Annotated in this window: 13 protein-coding genes; 4 read left to right on the plus strand and 9 right to left on the minus strand. The window is 43.6% G+C overall.

Annotation, left to right across the window (positions count from 1 at the left end):
• Positions 1-53: 53 nt before the first annotated feature.
• Both IPP86_05770 and IPP86_05775 read right to left on the minus strand, forming a co-directional pair.
• Positions 54-299: a T9SS type A sorting domain-containing protein gene (locus IPP86_05770; protein MBL0138023.1), complete on the minus strand. Its 246-nt coding sequence runs from the start codon at positions 297-299 to the stop codon at positions 54-56.
• Positions 214-3,132, minus strand: coding sequence for an exo-alpha-sialidase (locus tag IPP86_05775; protein ID MBL0138024.1), 2,919 nt, complete (start codon positions 3,130-3,132; stop codon positions 214-216). Before IPP86_05775 ends, IPP86_05770 begins: the two co-directional genes overlap by 86 nt.
• Before the next feature lie 316 nt (positions 3,133-3,448).
• Here IPP86_05775 and IPP86_05780 point away from each other — a divergent pair, with 316 nt between their 5' ends.
• Entirely contained in the window at positions 3,449-4,087 is a 639-nt protein-coding gene (locus IPP86_05780; protein ID MBL0138025.1) for a biopolymer transporter ExbD, read from the plus strand.
• Between the two features lie 68 nt (positions 4,088-4,155).
• Here the strand turns inward: IPP86_05780 and IPP86_05785 are convergent, their stop codons facing one another.
• The 4 genes from IPP86_05785 to dinB form a co-directional block, all read right to left on the minus strand.
• On the minus strand, positions 4,156-7,176 hold the full coding sequence (locus IPP86_05785; protein ID MBL0138026.1) for a DNA polymerase III subunit alpha: 3,021 nt from the start codon (positions 7,174-7,176) through the stop codon (positions 4,156-4,158).
• A 400-nt stretch (positions 7,177-7,576) separates the two neighbouring features.
• Entirely contained in the window at positions 7,577-10,276 is a 2,700-nt protein-coding gene (locus IPP86_05790; protein MBL0138027.1) for a DUF2569 family protein, read from the minus strand.
• Between the two features lie 36 nt (positions 10,277-10,312).
• The gene (locus IPP86_05795; protein ID MBL0138028.1) at positions 10,313-13,084 is read right to left on the minus strand and encodes a T9SS type A sorting domain-containing protein; all 2,772 of its coding nucleotides are present in this window, start codon (positions 13,082-13,084) and stop codon (positions 10,313-10,315) included.
• Positions 13,085-13,315: 231 nt separating this feature from the next.
• Positions 13,316-14,491 carry a DNA polymerase IV gene (dinB, locus tag IPP86_05800; protein MBL0138029.1) on the minus strand — a complete coding sequence of 392 codons (1,176 nt, stop codon included), beginning with the start codon at positions 14,489-14,491 and terminating at the stop codon, positions 13,316-13,318.
• 465 nt (positions 14,492-14,956) lie between these two features.
• On the opposite strand from dinB, the gene IPP86_05805 reads away from it, so the two are divergent.
• Together IPP86_05805 and IPP86_05810 are read left to right on the plus strand one after the other, a co-directional pair.
• Positions 14,957-15,757 (plus strand): LexA family transcriptional regulator, encoded by an 801-nt coding sequence (locus IPP86_05805; protein ID MBL0138030.1) that lies wholly within the window; start codon positions 14,957-14,959, stop codon positions 15,755-15,757.
• Positions 15,758-15,908: 151 nt separating this feature from the next.
• On the plus strand, positions 15,909-16,559 hold the full coding sequence (locus IPP86_05810) for a YdeI/OmpD-associated family protein (GenBank protein MBL0138031.1): 651 nt from the start codon (positions 15,909-15,911) through the stop codon (positions 16,557-16,559).
• 277 nt (positions 16,560-16,836) lie between these two features.
• Here IPP86_05810 and IPP86_05815 read toward each other — a convergent pair whose 3' ends face one another.
• Positions 16,837-18,057, minus strand: coding sequence for a TCR/Tet family MFS transporter (locus IPP86_05815; GenBank protein MBL0138032.1), 1,221 nt, complete (start codon positions 18,055-18,057; stop codon positions 16,837-16,839).
• A 129-nt stretch (positions 18,058-18,186) separates the two neighbouring features.
• Here IPP86_05815 and IPP86_05820 point away from each other — a divergent pair, with 129 nt between their 5' ends.
• On the plus strand, positions 18,187-19,428 hold the full coding sequence (locus tag IPP86_05820) for an S-adenosylmethionine:tRNA ribosyltransferase-isomerase (GenBank protein MBL0138033.1): 1,242 nt from the start codon (positions 18,187-18,189) through the stop codon (positions 19,426-19,428).
• Between the two features lie 26 nt (positions 19,429-19,454).
• Here the strand turns inward: IPP86_05820 and IPP86_05825 are convergent, their stop codons facing one another.
• Together IPP86_05825 and IPP86_05830 are read right to left on the minus strand one after the other, a co-directional pair.
• A complete protein-coding gene (locus IPP86_05825) occupies positions 19,455-19,955 on the minus strand; it encodes a DinB family protein (protein MBL0138034.1) in 501 nt (166 codons plus the stop codon).
• Between the two features lie 61 nt (positions 19,956-20,016).
• Positions 20,017-21,567 (minus strand): DHA2 family efflux MFS transporter permease subunit, encoded by a 1,551-nt coding sequence (locus IPP86_05830; protein MBL0138035.1) that lies wholly within the window; start codon positions 21,565-21,567, stop codon positions 20,017-20,019.
• Between the last annotated feature and the right edge of the window lie 10 nt (positions 21,568-21,577).

Here is a 21,577-nt window from a genome sequence, read left to right on the forward strand (position 1 = left end):
AAAAAAGCCCCGTGAGTACGGGGCATTTTTTATTGAGCGTTAATTATTTGTTCTTAATCAACTTTAATAAATTTTCTGAGTTGTGTTCCATCGCTGCAGGAAACACGCACGCAATAGGTACCGGCCGGCCATTCTGCGGTGTTCAGACGGATATTTTGTTTTCCATTAGCGGCATTCTCCTGATGTTGTTTCCAGACACAATTACCGAGGAGGTCAAGAACCTGGATGTCGACTGTGGATCGGTGATCCAGTACAAAGCTTAGTGTCGCGGTTTCCTTTACAGGATTCGGATACACCATCAGCTTGTCGTCTTTTTTGAGATTTTGGAGTTTCATTTTGCACACCGGTAGAAAGAGCAGTAGGTTCTACACGGAAGAATCCCATGGATGTTCCGGCCAAGACAGAACCGAATGCAAGATCCGGAACCAATTCACCCGGTAAACCACGATAGATATACATAGCTGAATCTGTCAGCGCATTGTACACAAGGATATCCCTGCGGATAGCTGTATAAACACTGTCAGGATACGTTTGGTTGATACACACTGATGTGAATGCACCTTCTCCGCTTGCATTGATGTTAGCATAGCTTGCTCCTCCATCGGTAGATTTTACGAATGCATAATCTGTATTCGAACCGCAGGCAAGATAGAGTGTATCTGTTCCACGAGGGTCAACGGCAAGATCATAGATCGGAAGATTTGTGATGCCCGGATTGTTTGTCGCTGTCGGACCAAAATTGATTTGTGTCCAGGTTGCACCATCGTCTGTCGATTTCCACAATGTTCCGGGATCAGCCATGCTGCCTGACAAACCTGTACCACAATAGATCACGTTATTTCCATTGACACTTCCTTTGCCAAGTGATTGTCCGTTGCTGAATCCAACAGGACTCACATTTGTCCAGCTTGCTCCACCATCTGTAGAACGCCAGATATTTCCTTTTCCGCTATGACTGCTGTTGTCGCCACCTGTTGTAGCAAGTACAATGGATGAAGAAACAAACAACAGATCATGCACCGCAGGGTCATCGTTGGCTACATTGTAACCGGAGGGATTTACATTTGAGAATCCGGAAACACCGGTAGTTGTCACAGAGAATCCGTTTGAATATCCCGCGATGACATGCAGACTATCATTCGGATCAATCGCGACAGCGGAAACACCTGCATCGTCACCGACATATGAAATCGGGAATGAACCGTAAGGTGTATTCCATTTATCATATCCTGCAACCGCATCATCGAGATAAGCGGTTGTATATGCAAGTCCTGCGCGTGTAGCGATATAGAATGTTCCTTTACTTGCGGTACGCGCGATCTTTTTAATTTGTACAGCTTCCAAACCATAATTCGGAGCGATGTCGAATGGACCGGTAACACCATTTGTACTCACCACTACTCCACGACCCATTGTACCAACCATTACCTGGTCGTTGTCAGGATGCAAAGCACCACCGTTGTTTTGCAACTGGAAAGTTTGCCATGTGTCTCCCATGTCTGTAGAGATCGCGCTTCCCGGAATGATCATCACCATACCGTTTGATTGTGGCATTGACGATACCCAATTCGGACTATAGTCCACATCGCTCAGCGGGAAGTTTCCACCGGGACCGGTAAGCAAGGTCCAGGATGTTCCACCATCGAGGGAACGATACATTTGAGTACCACCCATTGCCGGTGCAAGTGCTATCAATGTATCCGCAGTCACCTGACCGGGATGAGTAAAGATCATTGAAAATCCACTCACACCACCGGGAAGAGTTACCGGAGTGAAAGTTGATCCATCGCATTTATAGAGCAGACCTGGATTAGAACCAAATTGTCCGGTTGTATCCACGATACAATAAAATGGATAACCGGTTGAAGTGTTTCCTGCTGCAATCGCTTTCACCTGTGAATTTGAACTGATGCCGGCGATAGCAGTTGTTATATCAATCAAATCTGTTGAAGGGTTGATGGCTGACGCGCTGTTCACGCGAACAATATATTTTCCCATCAGGCAATACATATAATAATCTGTGAGCGACATTCCGGAAACATTCTGACTCTGGTAACCCATCTGACTCATCATGTAACTATCCAAAGCTGTTTGCCATGTGTTACCACCATCAAAACTTATTACCAACGCGTTCAATGTTCCTGCTTCCTGCGATGTCTGAACCGCTACCCAGTTGTTTGTGTTGGTCAGGACGCGTACGGCACGACCGCCCCATCCTCTGCCACAACCATATTCCAGTGAATCATCCGGGAAGGCACGATGCCAGATTTTGCAGGAGTCATCAGAATAAAATAATGACGCAGGCGAAGAAATAGCCGCGAAGAGACGTTTGTTTGAATAGTTCCAGGTAAGGTCAAGACTTGATCCGCCATAGAGTCCCATATTTTCACGAGTACCTTCAGTACTTGTAGGAGGACAATTCTGATTACTTCCGCCACCGGAATTAATGTGGATCATCATTGAAGTATCGCTTGCCAATCCGGATGAAGTTGCCAGCAGATGATAATCACCAGGCTGATCAAACTGTACACCATTAAAATATACAAGACCGTTGATCGCGTTCGCGGTTGTTGTTCCGGACAAATTACCCGGACCATCCAGTTTTGCGATATCTACCTGTCCGTTAAATGTAGAGTCCATACACATCTGTGCATTCAAGACCTGAACTTCCACATTGAATGGCGCGTTTTGATTCATTCCACCGGGGACATTGGTGAATTTTACATTAACCGAAGGTCCGGCTCCGAAACAAAATCCATTTCCTGTAGGAGGAATTGTATCAAATGTCCGGCTACAATTAAAGGAAGCCAAACTTCCACTACTAACGTCAAACGTATAGGTTCCACGAACAGAAACATTGATTCCGTTCATCTGGAGAATTCCTTTATTGAATGCTCCATTGAGATTCCCTGTTACAGATCCCGGTCCGGATACAACATTCACCGTAACGGCTGAGTTGTAAGTGGTATCAATCAGATTCATTGCATCCATTGCTCCAAAGAGAAAGGAAGCAGGCTGACTCATTGATACGGTATCATTGCAGTATGGAGAAAATACTGCTACTGCAGGACCGGAGGAACAACCGGGACCGTTTGGACCGCATGGGTCAAAACCGCCTTGGGCCTTCAGCATTGAAGGCATTGTACTGAGTAAACACCACAAGAAGAAAATTGCTTTTTTTCTTCAAAATGGCAGAAAGTTTAAAATAATCATTTTTCATGTGAGGTAGGATTTTAACAATTCAACGACCTCAAGCCTTGCCGGTTACCATTTACATCCAAACTGTAAGATTTCTGTTAAAATTGATCAGCGGAAATTGATTTCGTGAAAAGAATGATGATGCTTTTCAATTATGTGAAAAAATAATTTTTCTGTCCTTTTCAAAAAAATTATGGAAAATCAACATTCAAAGCTCTTCACTAAAATTTTCCACACTAAATCTGATTCTATGCATGAACTTGAAAAGCCTGCAACCTCTTCCGGAAGGCATCAACGTCCGCGGCAAAAAAAATCCGGAATCCATATTGACAGTACACCGATGGCCGATCTGGCATTCCTTTTACTTACGTTCTTTATTTTGACCACCACTTTTGCCCGACTTCGAACCATGGATATCACCATGCCCGTAAAAGGTCCGCCTACACTTACTCCTGAATCACGCACGATTACTTTTCTGTTAAGCCGCAATGATCACATATTCTGGTATAGTGGCTCTGGCGACAATCTTTCAGACACTAGTTTGCATCCTACCGATCATTCAAGACTCCATACGGGAATTCCATTTCTTCTGGCAACCAGAAATCAGGTGCTGCTTCAAAAAATCCGTCTTTTGAATGATTCAGTAAAAAATGGTTTGATAGAAAATATTCCTGAGCTTATTACTTCTCATCTCACCCAATTAAAAAATAGCGATTCTCTGGGTCCAATTGTGCTGATCAAGACGAATGATGATGCACGCTATCAAAATCTGGTCAGTATGTTGAATGAGATGTTGCGGTTTAGTATACCACGTTATTCCATCGTGGAACTCACTGCGGTTGAAAAACAAATGCTACAGAAAATTGAAAACAGAGATCAGACTCAGTGATAACAATTCACATGGGGCACAGATTTTTTCAAATTATATATATAAAGGCGAACTAAACGTGTGAAGTTTCATGAGGATCGGATTACTTCTCCTGTAGAAATTGCTTTCACCGGCCGGTCATCACGGCTCATGGTTTCAAGTTTTTCGAGAGCGGTGACCGTGAGACTGCAGAAACCGAATTCTTCGTCTACTTTTCCTTTGATGAGATAGGTGCCGCGGCCCCGGAAAGGGAACTGCTCCACTACTTTTGGAAAATGAGTCGTGTCGAAAAAAAATCCATTGCGATCGAGAAAAGTTCCGAACATCATGGTCTCGCGTTTGACCGTGCTGGTATATTTAATGGTGACCAGGTAGCCGACGATACTAATTTCTTTCCCTACATATTTCGGAAGATCCGCGGCGAGAAGATCGCTGGCAATGGGATCGCGGAGCAATGTAAAAGGCGAACACAGGGGAAAGCCGAGGATTTCGATTTCATCCATCGCGTCATCGAAGGTGCCGTGATGTAATTCGGGCAGCTGAAAATTTTTCACGCCCACATCAAAGAGTTCCGGTTTGGCTTCTGATTTTTTCTGCGCGCCAAGGAGAATGTGAATGTCCCAGAGCAACTGCTTCTTCGTGCGGCCCGTGAAACGAAAAGCGCCGATGCGGATCAGGATGCGGAGCTGTTCCACGGCAATGCTTACGCGTTTTGTAAAATCCTGCAGACTGCCAAAGGCACCGTTGCGTTCCCTGTCTTCGAGAATTTGTTCTACTACTTTTTTCTCCAGCTCGGCGAGGTGAATGAAACCAAGATAAATATCGTCTCCCTGAATCGAAGTCACGTATTCACTCTTGTTGACGCAAGGCGCATGCACCACCGCGCCTGACATACGGGCTTCGTGTACATAAAACTCTGTCTTGTAAAATCCTCCGAAATTATTGATCACTCCCACCATGAACTCCTTCGGGTAATGCGCCTTGAGGTACAAACTCTGGTAGCTTTCTACCGCATAGGAAGCGGAATGCCCTTTGGAAAAAGAATAACCGGCGAAACTCTCGATCTGTCGCCACACCTCCGTGGTAATCGTCTCGGGATAACCTTTCTCTTTGCAACAGAGAAAAAATTTATCGCGGATCTTCGCGAACTCCTCGCGTGAACGAAACTTTCCTGACATTCCCCTGCGCAGCACATCGGCTTCCGAGAGCGAGAGTCCTGCGAAGTGATGCGCTACTTTGATCACGTCTTCCTGGTAGACCATGATGCCGTAGGTTTCTTCCATCAGCTCTTTCATGAGTGGATGGATATAGGTACGCCGCACGGGATCGTGTGTGCGTAAAATGTATTCACGCATCATCCCCGATTTCGCTACACCCGGACGAATGATAGAACTCGCCGCTACCAATTGGATATAGGTATCGACACGAAGCTTTCTGAGCAACATTCGCATGGCAGGAGATTCCACATAAAAACATCCGATGCAACGTCCGTTGCGGATGAGTTGTTTGATTGTTTCATCCTGCTTGAACTCCGCGATGTTGTGAATGTCGATATCGATACCACGGTTACGTTTAACAATTTCGACAGTGTCTTTGATATGGCCCAGTCCGCGCTGACTGAGAATATCATATTTATACAAACCGACATCCTCCGCTTCGAGCATACTGAACTGTGTGGTGGGATAACCTTTTGGCGGCATATTGGTAGCGGTGTACCAGGTGACCGGTTTCTCCGAGATCAGTACACCACCGGCATGAATGCTCAGGTGACTGGGGAAGTCGACGATGCGTGTCGAGTACAAACGAATGAGCTGTGTAATACGATCGGGAGTATCGGGATGCCGGCGGCTTTCGGCAATGGCATCGATCTCCGCTTTGGGCAGACCGAAAACTTTTCCGAGCTCGCGTACGATGGCATTGAACTGAAACGTAGAATACGTCGCGAGCAAAGCCACATGTTCGCGGCCATGACGACGGAAAATATAATCGGTGAGTTCATCGCGGTCTTTCCAGGAAAAATCGAGATCGAAATCGGGAGGATTGGTGCGAAAAGGATTGATGAAACGCTCGAAGTAGAGATCGAGATCGATCGGATCCACATCGGTGATGCGCAGACAATACGCGACAATGCTGTTCGCCCCGCTGCCGCGGCCGACATAAAAATATCCTTTGTGTTGCGCGTAGCGGACGATGTCCCAGTTGATCAGAAAATATGGAGCGAAACCCAGCTCGTTGATCATCTGCAATTCCTTGTCGACACGCTGCCGTACTTCATCGCTCCCTTTTCCATAGCGGTATTCAAGACCTTTGTATGTTTCACGGCGGAGAATTTCGCGATCGAGCAATTTACTCCCGGAGAATGTCCGTTTATTTTTACTTTCGTGATAATCGAAAGCGATGCCGCAAGGCTCCAGTAATTCCTGTGTGTTGCGAATGATTTCCGGAAATTCAACATAACGCGCGCAAAGCTCCTGTTCCGTGATCATCACTTCTTCCGCGCCGGCCAGCTCCTCCGCTCCGACTTTGCTCAGCAATGTATTGTTTGCCACAGCGCGCAACAAACGATGCGTATTAAAATCACCGGGCGTATTGAATGTCACCGGATGCAGAATAACCATTCGCTTTGTACGGTTTTTCCAGGCCGAAAAACGAATGCGGGAAAGTTCGTTTTGTTTTACTCCGATAAAAAAATGAAATGTGTTCTTCGCGAGATCCGGAAAGAGCGCGGGAAAATCAGTCCGGATCACACGTTCAAAGGGAATGATCCAGTGCACGTTCTGTAATAGCGGAGGGAGATCCGGCATATCGGGAATTTCATTTGTCCCTCTCCGCAGACAATGGGTGAGGAATTCATTCAGCTCGTGAAAGCCTTCGTTATTTTTCGCGATACCAATATATAATTGTCGTGCTCCGATTCTGAAATCAATACCAACAACCGGCTGCACTTCATACTTTGGGGCCAGACGAATAAAATCCAGAACACCTGAAGTATTATTGATATCCGTGAGCACCAATTTCCGCACACCACAACGCTGCGCCGCCGCGAGCAGTTGCTCCACGCTCAGCGTTCCGTATTTGAAGCTGAAATAGGTGTGTGTATTGAGGAACATTTGGCAAGACGTTGGGACGAGGGACGAGGGACGAGGGACGAGGGACGAGGGGCGAGGGGAGGGACGAGGGACGAGGGACGAGGGACGAGGGACGAGGGACGAGGGGCGAGGACGAGGGACGGGACGAGGGGCGAGGGACAACTACTGTCCGATTTCACTTCAGGCTACCGGCTTCAACAAGACCGGTACCTGAAGGAGAAATCGTTTGTCATAACAACCAAAAACGCGAGTACATGATTGTGTAACCGTCATTTTGATTGTCTATAATATAGTCATTTTTATTTCGGTGAAAAACAAAAAAACCAATCTTCAGGAAAGTGATTGAAAGTGAAGAAGATTATTTTTGAAAATAATCGGGAAAAACACGTGATGAAAAACTGTAGACGGAAATAAAGGCAGACTAAGCATCCTTATTTTTTTCGCCGATATCAGGAGTGTTTTCTTCCGGTCGGGTAAGTTCGGCTGGCATTGTAGGGAGAGCAGCGGGTTCCACAACGTTGGAATCCGGAGAAACAGGAACAAAATAATCATCCTCCGATTTTCCATAAGTCAATAGAAATGTTTGCTTCACCCGTGAAGAAAAAAGCATGTAAGGGATCCAGATCGCTGAATAAACAATCGAGCGTATGACGGTTTGAGAACTTGTTTCATCAGCAGAATTTTCAGCAATGGCCGGAATAAAATTCCCCATCACTGAATCAATTAAAAGAAAGACAAGATAAGATGACAAATAAATAATCATCGCTCTGGGAAAAATGGTACGTCTTCCAAGAAGCAAATACAAAGTGAACGCGGCCATGCAAATCGTAAACAAATTACCAACCAGTTCAAAAGTAAGTAGCGGTCCATAAAGCGGATGATATGCCGCACTGGCCTTGTCAGTGACAGCTGTCCAGATGGAATTATTAAAAAACGGACTGGATACAATTTCAACGAACAGTCTCAAAGGGGTTAGAACCAACCCCAGGATGACAACAAACAACCAGCCACCTATCGGGAGTGGTGCGAAGTTATTTTCAACAGGAAGATCACGTTTGTTGATGATCCTGGCGAGGACAATAAACAAAACGACGAATACAATAGAAAGCGTAATCATTGTCCAGTTAATATTCCCTGAATTTGTTTCCGCAATGCCTGGGTTCCAGGAGAGCGAATAATTTTCATTCGCTGTAGCCTTTTGAACCGCGCTTGTATACGCCGGAACATCAGCGACAGGAACAAAAGATGAAATCGCTTTGTATTTATAATTTAATACAACCGTATCACCGCTATAGGCAGCCTCATAACCGGCTTTGAACCACGGGTAATCAGAATCAACTTTTTCTTCGATGATATTCCAGCGACCCGGCGTTACTATTTTTATTGTCTGAGTAAGGTTCACAGGATACGCCAAACCGATCGGCATCGTGCGTGCGACAGAACCCGGATCATAAAATTTTTCATGGAAAATTGCGGCAGAAAAAACAGCTCGGTATTTCTCTTTGGTGCTATCCTCCTTCTCCCACATTTTACCGATTTCATAACTCTCTACGGTGACGAGCACATTGTTCAACGTATCGTCCATCACCTGGATCGATTTCACCGCACTGATTTCATTATAGATAGTGCCATAATAATTCAGGTAATTCTCTTTGATTTCATCCAGACTTGATCCTGCAAAAGTTTCACGTTGTTGATCCGCGTCTTCTCCGGTATATGTTGTAGTCACAAACAATTTTGTAAGCTGCAAGGTATCCCCTACAATAAATAATTCTTCTGCATGAGTCCGGCCGGACTGCGATGAAGGAATTTCAGTGAGTGTTGTATTGGTATCTCCAATTACAAGAGCCTTTCCGTAGTCCGGACAATAAACTGAACCAAGTTTTCCACCCTGACTTGTTGCGGTTGCATCAAACCAATACGCGGAATCGCGAAAATGAACAAGCGCGATACAGTGATTAAAATCCTCCGGGGAAGGAAGCAACTCATCGACATGGCCCTTGACGTAAGCATCGACAAGCGCCGGGTAAGCCTCGATGTGCAATTCATTCAGCATTCTGCAAAAGAGTACAGCCTTTCCTTTGCAATCTCCATAGCGCTGACTAAAAACCGTGTTGGCTGCCTGTGGCTTATGGGCATATTCGCCGGTTTCAATTCCTGTGTAACGAATTTCATTCTGAACAAAACGCAAAACCGCGATCAACTGATCTTCCTTTTGAGGAAACTTCTCCCTGATTTCGTCGAGTTTGTTTTTCAACGCTTTTGAGGACGGGGTTGCATCCGCAAACAAATTTTCAGCCCATGATTTCAGTTCTTTCCAGGTCCCGAATTCAGAAACCTGCACGAGTGTATTCGCTTCGTACCAGGAAGGAATCCGTGCCTCTTCCCGTTTCGCAGGGATGTTTTCCTTTTGCCAGATATATTCCGTCAAACCACCCGATGTGGAGATTTCTGCTTTAGGAGGATTCAGGTATTCACGTAAATTCAGTTTTCGCTTTTCCGAAATAAGTATACGTTGATAGATTCCAGGAATGATATCAGACCCTTCAAAATACATTGTACGGGAAAATTTCCCGTTAAACACAGGATTAAAACCGGAAAATGAATATGCATAATCTATCAAATCACCTTTACGAATATCGTCCAGAAAAGCAACAGCTTGAATTTCTCCGTCATAGATGTGATTGTTCAACCTTGACTCCGGATGCACGGACTTAAACTTTACTTCTTTTGTCCTATCCATGACGACACCATCGCGTGTCACGGTAAGCTTATGGAAAATACATTTTTCATAGGAAGGATCGATATCAAAATTTAATTCAGAACCATTTTCAACACCTTTATCATTGAGGATTTTTCTCGCCTGGTGTATGAATGTTTCCTTTGTTTCACAATTGGTTTGAATATCGTAGAGCACATACACATACCCATTGCTAACATCGGTGGTCGCGATCTTTTCACCCTTGGTTACTTCAACAGGCTTTACCCAGGAAGGCACAGGACGACGAAGTACCGGATCGCCCTGGGCTAAACAATCGTTGTTGAAAAAGAAGAAACACACAAAAGCCAGACTGACGCATGCGACAAAATATTTAGTGCTGCGCTGAAAATAATTTACCATGCACAAAAGAAATGTTGTTTATGAATGAAAGGCATATCAGTTTTTCATGAATATTCCAGATCTTTTTATCCCGGAAGATTCCATTTGTACATAGTATATCCCTGAACTTGTATTTTCAAGAGGAATATGAAATGGCTCTGAGGATGCGTTCATGATTTTATTATATACAATTCTACCCAATTCATCAGTCAATTTTATCCGAACGGATTTATTTTCCATCACTACCGGAACATTGATGTTTACATAAGCAGAAGCAGGATTTGGGAAAACAGTTAATTGAAGTGCCGTAATGTTTTTCGGAACTGAGGTATTCAAATCGCTGATGCTGGTAATGTGAGTAGAGAAAAGTCCGCTACCATGCGTCGCTACCACCACCAGACCGTCTGTAACCCGTGTATCAATCATGTCAACTACAGCGGCACCGATTCCTGAAGGACTTTGCTGTGACCATACCGTAGCATTATCGATCAATGTATCTGTTGAAAATAATCCGACACTGGTTGCAACTAAATAAACAGTACCGTCCGACACAGGTAAAATACTTGCCCATCGTAATGACGGTCCATTACCTGTACCACTTGAATTTTGTTCAAGGTTTCCGGCAACATGTTTCCAGTTGGTGCCACCATCTTCAGAATAAAACAAACTATACACCGAATAATTCGAAAAGACAACGAGGATTTTATCCGCATCATCCGGATTGATCGCGATGCAGGAAACATTTCCAGTAGCCGGAAATGACGCGGAAGTAATTTCTGTCCGGGTCGGAATTCCGGTGTTGGCATTATCAATTCTATAGAGAGAACCTTCATCTGTTCCATAGTACAACCGATTTGCCGGTGTTTTTGAAACTGCCATCGCGGAAATGGATTCGGTAGCAGAATTCAATGTATCCGGAAACTGCACCCAGTTTGTCGAGATTGAATCCCATTGATTGCTCAACGGGATGCCAGACAAATCATCATTTCTCCACATGTATTTGCCGGCACAGAGATACATGATGTTGTTATTATTCGGATCCAGTAAATATGGATTGATAAATTGGTAACCCTCCGCGCCAATCGGATCTATTCGGCGATAGGCTGTCACGGCGCCATTCGCATCCACAGTGGTCTTTGCCATTTTTCCCTGCTGTTTGGAGAAATAATAAATTGATCCACCGTCCGCAATCTGGCAATACGAACCATCACCATCAAAAGAATGAACCCAGGGATCCTGAGCATTTGTTGAATTTGTGTAATAGGTTCCGTTATCCTGCAGGCCACCGATCACGATATCGTTCAGGCTACCATGATCAACCGTCACTGTATAAAACTGCGAAGTGATGTAACCATTGTTCATGTCTTCCCAAACTACAGGAGTGAGAGAATTATCCATTGTACGTGAAACGCCTCCATCACAACCAACATACATCACATTCGGATCAGCCGGAAGAAACGCGAATGCATGTTGATCCGGATGATGATTCGGATATTCATCAACAAAAGGCAAAGCAGCACCCGGCGCGTATCCACCGATCACATCCGTGTGAGTGGAATCAGTAAACGCTGATGTGGAACGGAAAATATTTGTCCCTCCTAAAAAGATAACATTCGGATTTCCGGGTTTTACTTTTACAACCACATCGTAACCGCCTTGTGTATTCATGCCATTAAACACTCCGATATTTCCCGGAAGATTTGAAGAAAGATCGGTCCAGATGCCACCTGTTCCAGTTCCGTTTCCGGAAACATATTCGTATTTCCACAAGCTGTTCCAAAGTGTATCACCAAGAAAATCTGTACTCATCTTTCCATAACCCGGTGTCGGGCCAAAGAAATAAACGTAGTTCTCATTGTTGGGGTCAATTCCAATTCCCAGTCGATCGTAGTTAAGTGGAAAATTTGTCGGAATAATATTTACAAAGGAAGTCGTTCCTGTTGCTCTCCAGATTCCTTTTTGCGGACCGTCACTGCTGAGGGTTGCGTAAGCTACACTGGTAGGTGATACGGCTACATCTGTAAAATATGAATACGTCGATTGCATTCCGCCTGCACCTTTTACTCTCACCCAGGAAGAACCGCCGTTTGAACTTTTGAAGATCGCGTCAAAGGCAGCAGCATATACAATCGATTGTGAAGAATTTCCAGGATCGGTCGCGACATTCCAGGTAACATCCCAGACATTGTCAAATGTCTGCGGTGTTCCTGAAACAGTATTGCTGAGGGATGTCCAGGTGATTCCACCATCCGTTGATTTATACATTCCGTTACCAAGATAAAATGCTCCACCTCCGCTTGCGGAAGTTCCATAGGCTTCGCCGGATAAATAATACCAGGTATTTTCATGCCCGGGGCGTGTATCCTGTGAGATCGCGTTCACTCCCGGATAACCAGTGACAGGTGAAACGCGGGTCCAGCTCGCACCTGCATCTGTACTTCTCCACATTCCTCCGCTCACTCCACCGGCAAGGATCACATTTTGATTACTGACATCGATGGCCAGTGCACGGGTGCGTCCACCCAGATTCCATGGACCGCGAAAATCCCAGGCTCCATTAGTGCGAGCATTTCCATTGGAGAAATGTTCATTAGCTTTCGGTAATGTTGCAGCGTAGGCGAGTTCTTTTTCACGGATCATTCCGGGAATTCGTCCGGTTGCGGGGTCTCTGAGGCGTTTCAATTCCCATCGAACACGTTCACCTGCTTCGGATTCCGCTTCACCTGTATGTGTTTTGGTTTTCTTTTCCTGTACTGTATTCGTATTTCTTGAACACGATAAAAAAATACAGGCTATGCTGATAATTACCGGAAGTAGATTTTTTTTCATTCAGAATTCTGGTCTTTGAGATTTTTTTTCAATTCAGGGGCATACTATATGCGCCTCATGATTTGGTATAAATCTAATAAAAACCATTCATCTTTTCACTCCGTCAATTTTTTTTTGCATTTGCCCGATCGAATGATTTTAACAGCTTTCATTGGTGAATTTGAAGAAATTTAAAATTATTTGCCGCTATTTCGATTCATTATACTGATTTCGGGCTTCTGCTTTTGGATTCTATTTTCCCGTAAACGGATTGAATGTACGTCTGTGCATTCCATTTCCCACGGCTCTTTGAATGGATCCTTCTCCAAAACGCCGGCGCATTTTGTCCATGGCCTGGTACAGGCGGATCATTTCTTCGCTGTCTTCAAACAGGTTGATCTGGTATCCTCCGCCCACAAGATGACTAAAGCGTACACCGATGAGGCGCACCAGCAGGCGGCGGTTGTAGAGTTTGGCAAAAATTTCCTTCACCCGCGACATGAGCGTGTGATCGCTTGATGTATGCGGAATTCTCGCCTGCATGGTATGTGTATCAAAATTTGAATAACGGATTTTCACGGTTACACATGCTGTTAGCTTGTCTTCCGTTCTCAACTGAAAAGCGAGCTTCTCGGTCATGCCTACCAGCAATTCATTCAGTCGTGTTACATCTATTGTATCCTGATCGAAAGTTTCTTCGGTGGAGATGGATTTGCGCTCGTTATAAGGTTCTACCGGACTGTTGTCGATTCCGTTGGCTTTCTTCCAGATCACAATACCGTTTTCTCCGAGCACATTTTCCATCAGCTCTACCGGCATCTGTTGCAGGGTATGAATTTTTTCCACGCCCATATTGCGCAGGAGATGATAGGTCTTTTCTCCTACCATGGGAATTTTGCTGACCGACAAGGGCGCGAGGAATGTTTTCTCAAGGCCCCAGTCAATTTTCATCTGCCCGTTGGGTTTGGCTTCACCGGTAGCGACTTTTGAAACCGTTTTGTTCTGTGATAAACCAAATGAAATGGGCAATCCTGTTTCTTTTGTGATTCGGTGTCGCAGTTCGGTTGCCCAGCTATAGCATCCAAAAAAACGATCCATACCTGTGAGATCGATATAAAATTCATCGATGGAAGATTTCTCGTAGAGCGGAACACGTTCGCTGATAATTTCCGTGACCATATCGGAATAATAACTGTAGCGATCATAATCACCGCGAACGATAATGGCATCCGGACAAAGCCTGCGTGCGAGCTTCATCGGCATCGCGGAATGCACACCATAAGCCCTGGCCTCATAACTACAGGAGGCCACCACCCCACGATCGCTGGTCCCGCCGATAAGTACAGGCTTTCCCTTCAGTCGCGGATGCTCAAGGCAGGAGACGGAAACGAAGAAAGAGTCGAGGTCCATGTGGACGATGGTGTTCATTGTTGGTTTCGGGTTCCGGGTTTTTGGTCCCTGTTCAGTTATTAAGTTATTAAGTTATTGAGTTATTGAGTTATTGAGTTATTAGGCCAGGGGTTGGTCCCTCGTCCCTATTCAGTTATTAAGTTATTGAGTTATTAGGCCAGGGGTTGGTCCCTCGTCCCTATTCAGTTATTAAGTTATTGAGTTATTGAGTTATCAAGAACAGCTAATTCAAAATTTCATTTTCTTCTTGCTTATTTGATTTACGCTATTTACTTTTGACTGCTTAACAATCATTTTGCATGACTACATTATAGTCAATCCAAATAAAAGAAACAAATACTTTAAAAAATCCTTTGCGTTCTCTGCGTCTTTGCGCGAAACAATTTCGTCACATCGGAACAAATAACGCGAAGGTCAACCTGCTGCTCACCTCAATCAGCAATCTAAAATCTTCAATCTAAAATCCAAAATCCTCAATCCACTATGTATTTCAACACCAACATCAAAATTCTGCGCAACCGTCGCAACCGAACACAGGATGTGGTTGCGAATGAACTGGACATCAGCCGGTCGACACTGAACAGTTATGAAAATGGCAGCATCAAGAATCCGACACTGGACGCTTTGATGGCATTTTCAAAATATTTTAAAATATCGATTGATACATTGGTAAAGGTGGACATGAGCAAGCTTTCCGGTTTTCAGATGTCGGAGCTGGAAAAAGGAAACGATGTATATGTAACCGGTTCTCGTCTGCGTGTTCTGGCCACCACCGTGGACAGTCAGAACCGGGAAAATATCGAGATGGTTCCGCTCAAAGCGAAAGCGGGATACAAAGCCGGTTTCGCGGATCCAGAATTTATCCAAAAACTACCGACATTTCAGTTGCCACTATTGCTGAGCGATCGCAAATACAGGATGTTCCAGATCAGCGGTGATTCCATGCTGCCGATTCCTGATAAATCCTGGATCATCGCTGAATACCTGGAAAACTGGTATGATATAAAAGACGGACACGCTTATATAGTATTGACGCAGGACGAAGGAATTGTATTTAAAGTCGCGATCAACCAGCTCCGTAAAACAAAGTCGGTCACGCTCAAATCACTCAACCCGGCTTATGCTCCTTACGAAGTTCCGGTAAATGAAATCCGTGAAGTCTGGAAGTTTTGCAATTACATGAGCAGCGAACTACCCGATAATGCTCTCGCAAAAGATGCATTGCTCGCCAAGTTAATTCAACTCGAAGGAGATTTGAAAGGGATGAAGAAGGTGTTGGAATGATTGAATTGAGGATTTTAGATTGATGATTGTAGATTGACCAAAATTATAAATCAACAATCTAAAATCTAAAATCATCAATCCTCGTCTTAATATTTCATTTTAAAAAATTACTAATACTATCCTGATCCTATAACTCAATAAAAAGCAAACCATGGCTCTCACTGACAAATTAAAAATAAAGGAAGACACGAGGATTTATGCGATTCATGCCCCGGTAAATTTTGAAAAAACATTGGGAAAATTGCCGAAAGGTTCTTCTATTTTGGATTCTTCAAAAGGAGCAACACAAATTCATTGGTTTGTAAAAACCAAAGCTCAGCTTGAAAAGGAATTGGAGAAAACGCTGAAGCTGATAAAGGAAGGCGTCACACTTTGGATTTATTATCCGAAAACTTCTTCAGGAATTCAAACTGATTTGACAAGAGATAAAGGATGGGATAAATTTCTTACTCATGATGAAATGCATTGGCTGAGCCTGATTTCATTTGATGAAACCTGGTCGGCTTTTGCCTGCAGGTTGAAAAAAGAATCTAATCACAAAAAAGAAAAGAAAGCCGATGAACGTCCTATTAACGATTTCATAGATCCGGTTAAGAAAACAGTTCGTGTTCCGGAGGATCTTGCAAAAGCACTGAAAGAGGACAAGAACCTTGAAAAGATTTTCAATTCATTTGCTTACTCGCACCGAAAAGAATATGTGGAATGGATTGTGAGTGCTAAAAAAGAAGAAACAAGAGCTTCGAGAATACAAGGAACACTGGAGAGACTGGAAAAAGGATGGAAGAATCCGGCAAACAAATGATTGGATTGTTGATTTTAGATTGCTGATTTTAGATTGTGGATTGTGGATTGTTGAAGGAGTACAAAAATCTACAATCAGAAATCAACAATCAACAATTCTCAAGAGTGAGAATTGCTCCCATAAGGATTGGAAAAATCCGGCAAACAGATGATTGGATTGTGGATGGAGGATTGTTGATTGTGGATTTTAGATTGCTGATTGTGGATTGTGGATTGTGGATTGTGGATTGTGGAAGGAGTACAAAAATCTACAATCAGAAATCAACAATCAACAATTCTCAAGAGTGTCTTGGCTGACTTGCCAGTGACCTCATCGCAAATAGCACACTCATAACAGTCAATATTGCACCCATGAGGAATGGTGCTCCGGGAAAGTTGACGGGAGCATTTGCGGAAGTGAAATATGAAAACAAACTCGTCATCAATACCGGGCCGATAATTGAAGTAATACTGATCATGCTTGTTAGTGCTCCCTGCAATTCACCCTGTTCATTGGGCGGAACTTGGGAAGAAATAATTCCCTGCAAAGCTGGTCCGGCAATTCCACCTAATCCAAGTGGAACCATGAACGCGAACATCATCCATCCTTTGGTAGCAAAAGCAATCAATAATAATCCCAATGCATAAATGATCAGTCCGAAATACACTGAACGCTTTTGACCAAGCTTTGGAATAATTACTCTGATCAATCCACCTTGTACAATGGCAATCATCAGTCCGACAAAACCAAGTGAGTAACCAACCATCTTTTCATCCCATTTGAATTTTTCAATGGTGTAAAATGTCCAGGTGCTTTGTGAAGCATGTCCGGCGATATAGATACAAACAAGGGAAGCAACCAGGCTGAGCACCAGTGGATAACGTCTCAGATTATTCAAACTGCTAATAGGGTTTGCTCGTTTCCATTCAAATGCACGGCGATTTTCTTTTTTTAAGGATTCGGGAAGAATGAAATAGCCATAGAGCCAATTCAAAAGCGCTAGTCCGGCAGCTGCAAAGAATGGAACTCTTAAACCGAAATGCCCGAGCAACCCGCCGACAACAGGACCAATAATAAATCCCAATCCAAATGCAGCTCCGATCATACCAAAATTTTGTGCCCGTTTTTCCGGTGTGCTGATATCCGCGATGTACGCGCCGGCAGTTGTAAAACTCGCACCGGTAATCCCGGAAATGGCACGTCCAACAAAAAGCCATCCGATAGAAGGCGCTAAACCCATGAAAATATAGTCCACTCCAAAACCAAACAGAGAGAACAGCAATATTGGTCTTCGACCGTATTTGTCGCTCAAACCACCGAGTATCGGAGAAAAAATAAACTGCATGAAAGAGTATGCAAATGTTAACCATCCTCCATACAAAGAAGCAGAGCTGATATCACTTCCTGTCATGCCCTGGATCAAACCTGGAATAACAGGGATAATAATTCCAAGACCGATTACATCTATCAACAACGTTATGAAAATAAATGGAAGTACCTTGTTGGTTTGAGTTGTCATTGATCAAATATATGGGGAAAAGAAAAATACCTGTGTAAAGAAAAGGAGATTTTCTGAATGAAATGAATAATGATTTCAAAATCCTTTTAAAAAATATGCCAATAAAATACGTCCTTTGTATTCACGCGTATGTCAGGTTTTCACGATCCAAAATCCATTTCCATCCAATCTTTCCGCTATGATCTGCCGGAAGAATTGATCGCACGGAAACCCCTATCCATGAGGGATCAGTCAAAATTGTTGGTTTATAAAAACCATCAGATTGCCGATTCCCGGTTTCATCAACTCGACGATTACCTGAATCCCGGGGATTTTCTAATTTTTAATCAAACCAAAGTTATTCAGGCACGGATACTTTTTCAAAAATCATCGGGTAGTACAATTGAGATTATGTGTCTGGAACCCTATGGAGTAACAGAAACAAATCTTGCCTTCCAGTTAAAAGAAAGCTGTGAATGGGTTGCCCTGGTGGGAAATGCAAAACGCTGGAAAGAACCTTCACTAAGTAAAACGATTGCTCATGAAAAAGGCAACTTTGAATTATTTGCAGAACAAGTAGAAAGGCAAGGCGGCAACTACATCATCCGGTTTCGCTGGAATGCAGACCTGAGCTTTGCAGAAGTTATCGAAGCTGCCGGAAAAATTCCACTTCCTCCCTATCTCAACCGTGAACCGGATGAAGATGATCTGGAAAGATATCAAACGGTTTATGCTCTTGAAAAAGGTTCGGTGGCAGCTCCAACTGCCGGATTGCATTTCACAGAAAATACTTTTGAAAAGTTAAAAAAGAAAAATGTATCTCATGAATTTGTGACGCTACATGTAGGTGCAGGAACTTTCAAGCCTGTGAAATCCGAAACGATGCTCGAACATGAAATGCATCAGGAAAGGGTTTATATTAAACTGGAAGTGATTCAAAAAATTCTTCTGGCGTTGTCAAAAAACAACAGAGTGATCACTGTTGGTACAACTTCATTAAGAACCATAGAAAGTTTGTATTGGTTTGGAATCCACCTGATATCCGGAAGGGATATAAACAATGTGGAAATGGAAATCGGGCAATGGGAACCTTACCAATCAACTGAAAATCTTCCTCCTTCAGCTATTGAAGCTCTTACAAAAATCACAAAATGGATGCAAGAAAGAAATCTCTCGATCTTATCGGGATATACCCGTATTCTGATCGCTCCGGGTTATGATTTCAAAATCGTCAGTGGGCTCATTACAAATTTTCATCAGCCGGAAAGCACTTTACTTTTACTTGTTTCCGCTTTCATTGGTGAGGACTGGAGAAAAGTATACAAACACGCATTGGAAAATGGCTATCGATTCCTGAGTTACGGAGATAGTTCAATATTGTTCAGGGAGTAAATCTGCTCCCTGAACAATCATTCAGATCAATTCAATTCCGGCATTCCGTATTGAGCCCACTCTTCTTTCGTCGGGCCATATATTCCAACAACCGGTAAATCGAGCATGCGCATCAACACCAGCATTTCCCCACGGTGATGCGCCTGATGAGTGATTAATATCTTAAGCGTGGTCCCACGTTTCCACATCTGACCGTACATATCATCTTCTTTTTTCAGATCAGTGTCGGTCCAGTTTTTCTTTATTTCTTCAGCAAGCATTGCTGATCCTTTTTCATAGAACTCAAGCAATTGTTTTACACTCTCACCCGAATAATCAGGATGTGCCGGGATATTGATATTTAAACCAGTTCGCAAAGGCATTTCATGAAGCGTATGAATGATATGCCATGCTAAAAATCCAAGGGTTCGTACTTTAGGATGAACCTTTTTTGACAAAGATTCATCGCTCAGGTTTTTAAATAATTTTAATGTGCTGGCGGATTCGTGTCCCCAGTCTTCAAGGAAGTCAGAAATGTGATGGTACATCGGTTGTATATTTTATGGACACAAAATACAGAATCTTCGTCTCAAAAAAACCGCCGGGATGTTAATGTGCATCTGTCACTACCGGGGCTGAACCTCTTTTCATTTTCTGTAAATACAAAAGTGGAATGCAGAAAATGAAAAAGATACCGACAAACCAGAAAGCATCTACATAACTCATTAAAAAAGTCTGTCGGATTACAGTACCTTCAATTGCTTTGTAAGCGAAAGTCTGTGCCTGTTCCGCACTAAATCCTTTTGCTGCAAAACCCTGACTTAAGGTATTCAGTCTTTCCTGAAAAGCAGGATTGTATGGATTTACATGTTCTACCAGGTTCACCCGGTGATATCCCTGACGTAAATGAATCAGTGTGGTAATGATCGCGATACCGAATGAACCTCCCAGTTGTCGCATCATGTTGTTCAATCCTGTTCCCTGGCCAATATCCTTTGGCGCAAGGCTTCCGAGAGCAAGCGTTGTCAGTGGAACAAAGAGTAAACTCAATCCTATTCCACGGAGAATCAATGGCAGATAAAAATCCGACTCCCCGGAATTCAAATTTGATCTCGACATAAGAGTTGTGAAACCAAAGAAAAACAGGAAGCCAATGGTCGCCATTATTTGCGGTGGGAATTTTTTCTGCAATAATCTTCCTACCATTGGCATCATGAAAATGGTAGTCAGTCCGCCCGGAATTAATAACATCCCGGTTTGCTGGGCAGTAAATCCTATCAGGTTTTGACAGAATACCGGAAACACAAATACTGATGCAAACAATCCAAAACCAAGGATGAATGTTGTGAACATCCCGATGGAGAGTGATCTGTTTTTTAAAATCCGCAGATCTACAATAGGATGTTCGGTGGTAAGTTCCCGCCAGATAAATGCCACAATTCCTGTAACCGATAAAACACTCAACCAAACTATGTACGGAGTTTCGAACCAGTCTTCCCCTTCCCCTCTTTCAAGTACAACCTGCAAACTACCCACTCCGACAGTCAGGAATAAAATGCCAAACCAGTCGACGGCTCCTACCTCCCTTCGGTGCGCGGATTCGCGGATATAGGAAAGTGTCAACAAAAAAGCGATGATTCCGAGAGGAATATTCACATAAAATATCCAGGGCCATGACCAGTGATCTGTAATAAACCCTCCAAGCGTAGGTCCTAATGTTGGTCCAACAACTACACCTAAACCGAACAAAGCGGTAGCCATTCCGAGTTGTTCCTTAGGCCATGTTTCTACAAGGATAGCCTGTGAGGTTCCCAGCAATGCACCTCCACCAATCCCCTGGATAAAGCGGAAAATGATCAACTCCCAGATATTGTCGGCATTACCGCAAAAAAATGAAGCCACAGTAAATAAGACAATGGAAAAAGCGAAATAATTTTTTCTGCCAAATTTTGAACCTAACCAGCCGGATATAGGAAGAATGATCACATTCGCCACAGCGTAAGCTGTCACCAGCCAGCCCACATCTTCAAGAGTCGCCCCAAGATTCCCCATAATTTGCGGCAGGGAAACATTCACCACAGTAGTATCGATCAGCTCAAGTAATGAGGCGAGGATAACTGTGATGGTAATGACCCATTTGCGGGCACCTGTTTCGGACATTTTAGTAAAT

Source organism: Bacteroidota bacterium, assembly GCA_016720935.1.
GTDB lineage: Bacteria > Bacteroidota > Bacteroidia > AKYH767-A > 2013-40CM-41-45 > JADKJP01.

Coding starts and splice junctions, on each gene's coding strand:
- IPP86_05770 (MBL0138023.1), bottom strand. CDS start 299: ATGGTGTATCCGAATCCTGTAAAGGAAACCGCGACACTAAGCTTTGTA.
- IPP86_05775 (MBL0138024.1), bottom strand. CDS start 3,132: ATGCTGAAGGCCCAAGGCGGTTTTGACCCATGCGGTCCAAACGGTCCC.
- IPP86_05780 (MBL0138025.1), top strand. CDS start 3,449: ATGCATGAACTTGAAAAGCCTGCAACCTCTTCCGGAAGGCATCAACGT.
- IPP86_05785 (MBL0138026.1), bottom strand. CDS start 7,176: ATGTTCCTCAATACACACACCTATTTCAGCTTCAAATACGGAACGCTG.
- IPP86_05790 (MBL0138027.1), bottom strand. CDS start 10,276: ATGGTAAATTATTTTCAGCGCAGCACTAAATATTTTGTCGCATGCGTC.
- IPP86_05795 (MBL0138028.1), bottom strand. CDS start 13,084: ATGAAAAAAAATCTACTTCCGGTAATTATCAGCATAGCCTGTATTTTT.
- dinB (MBL0138029.1), bottom strand. CDS start 14,491: ATGAACACCATCGTCCACATGGACCTCGACTCTTTCTTCGTTTCCGTC.
- IPP86_05805 (MBL0138030.1), top strand. CDS start 14,957: ATGTATTTCAACACCAACATCAAAATTCTGCGCAACCGTCGCAACCGA.
- IPP86_05810 (MBL0138031.1), top strand. CDS start 15,909: ATGGCTCTCACTGACAAATTAAAAATAAAGGAAGACACGAGGATTTAT.
- IPP86_05815 (MBL0138032.1), bottom strand. CDS start 18,057: ATGACAACTCAAACCAACAAGGTACTTCCATTTATTTTCATAACGTTG.
- IPP86_05820 (MBL0138033.1), top strand. CDS start 18,187: ATGTCAGGTTTTCACGATCCAAAATCCATTTCCATCCAATCTTTCCGC.
- IPP86_05825 (MBL0138034.1), bottom strand. CDS start 19,955: ATGTACCATCACATTTCTGACTTCCTTGAAGACTGGGGACACGAATCC.
- IPP86_05830 (MBL0138035.1), bottom strand. CDS start 21,567: ATGTCCGAAACAGGTGCCCGCAAATGGGTCATTACCATCACAGTTATC.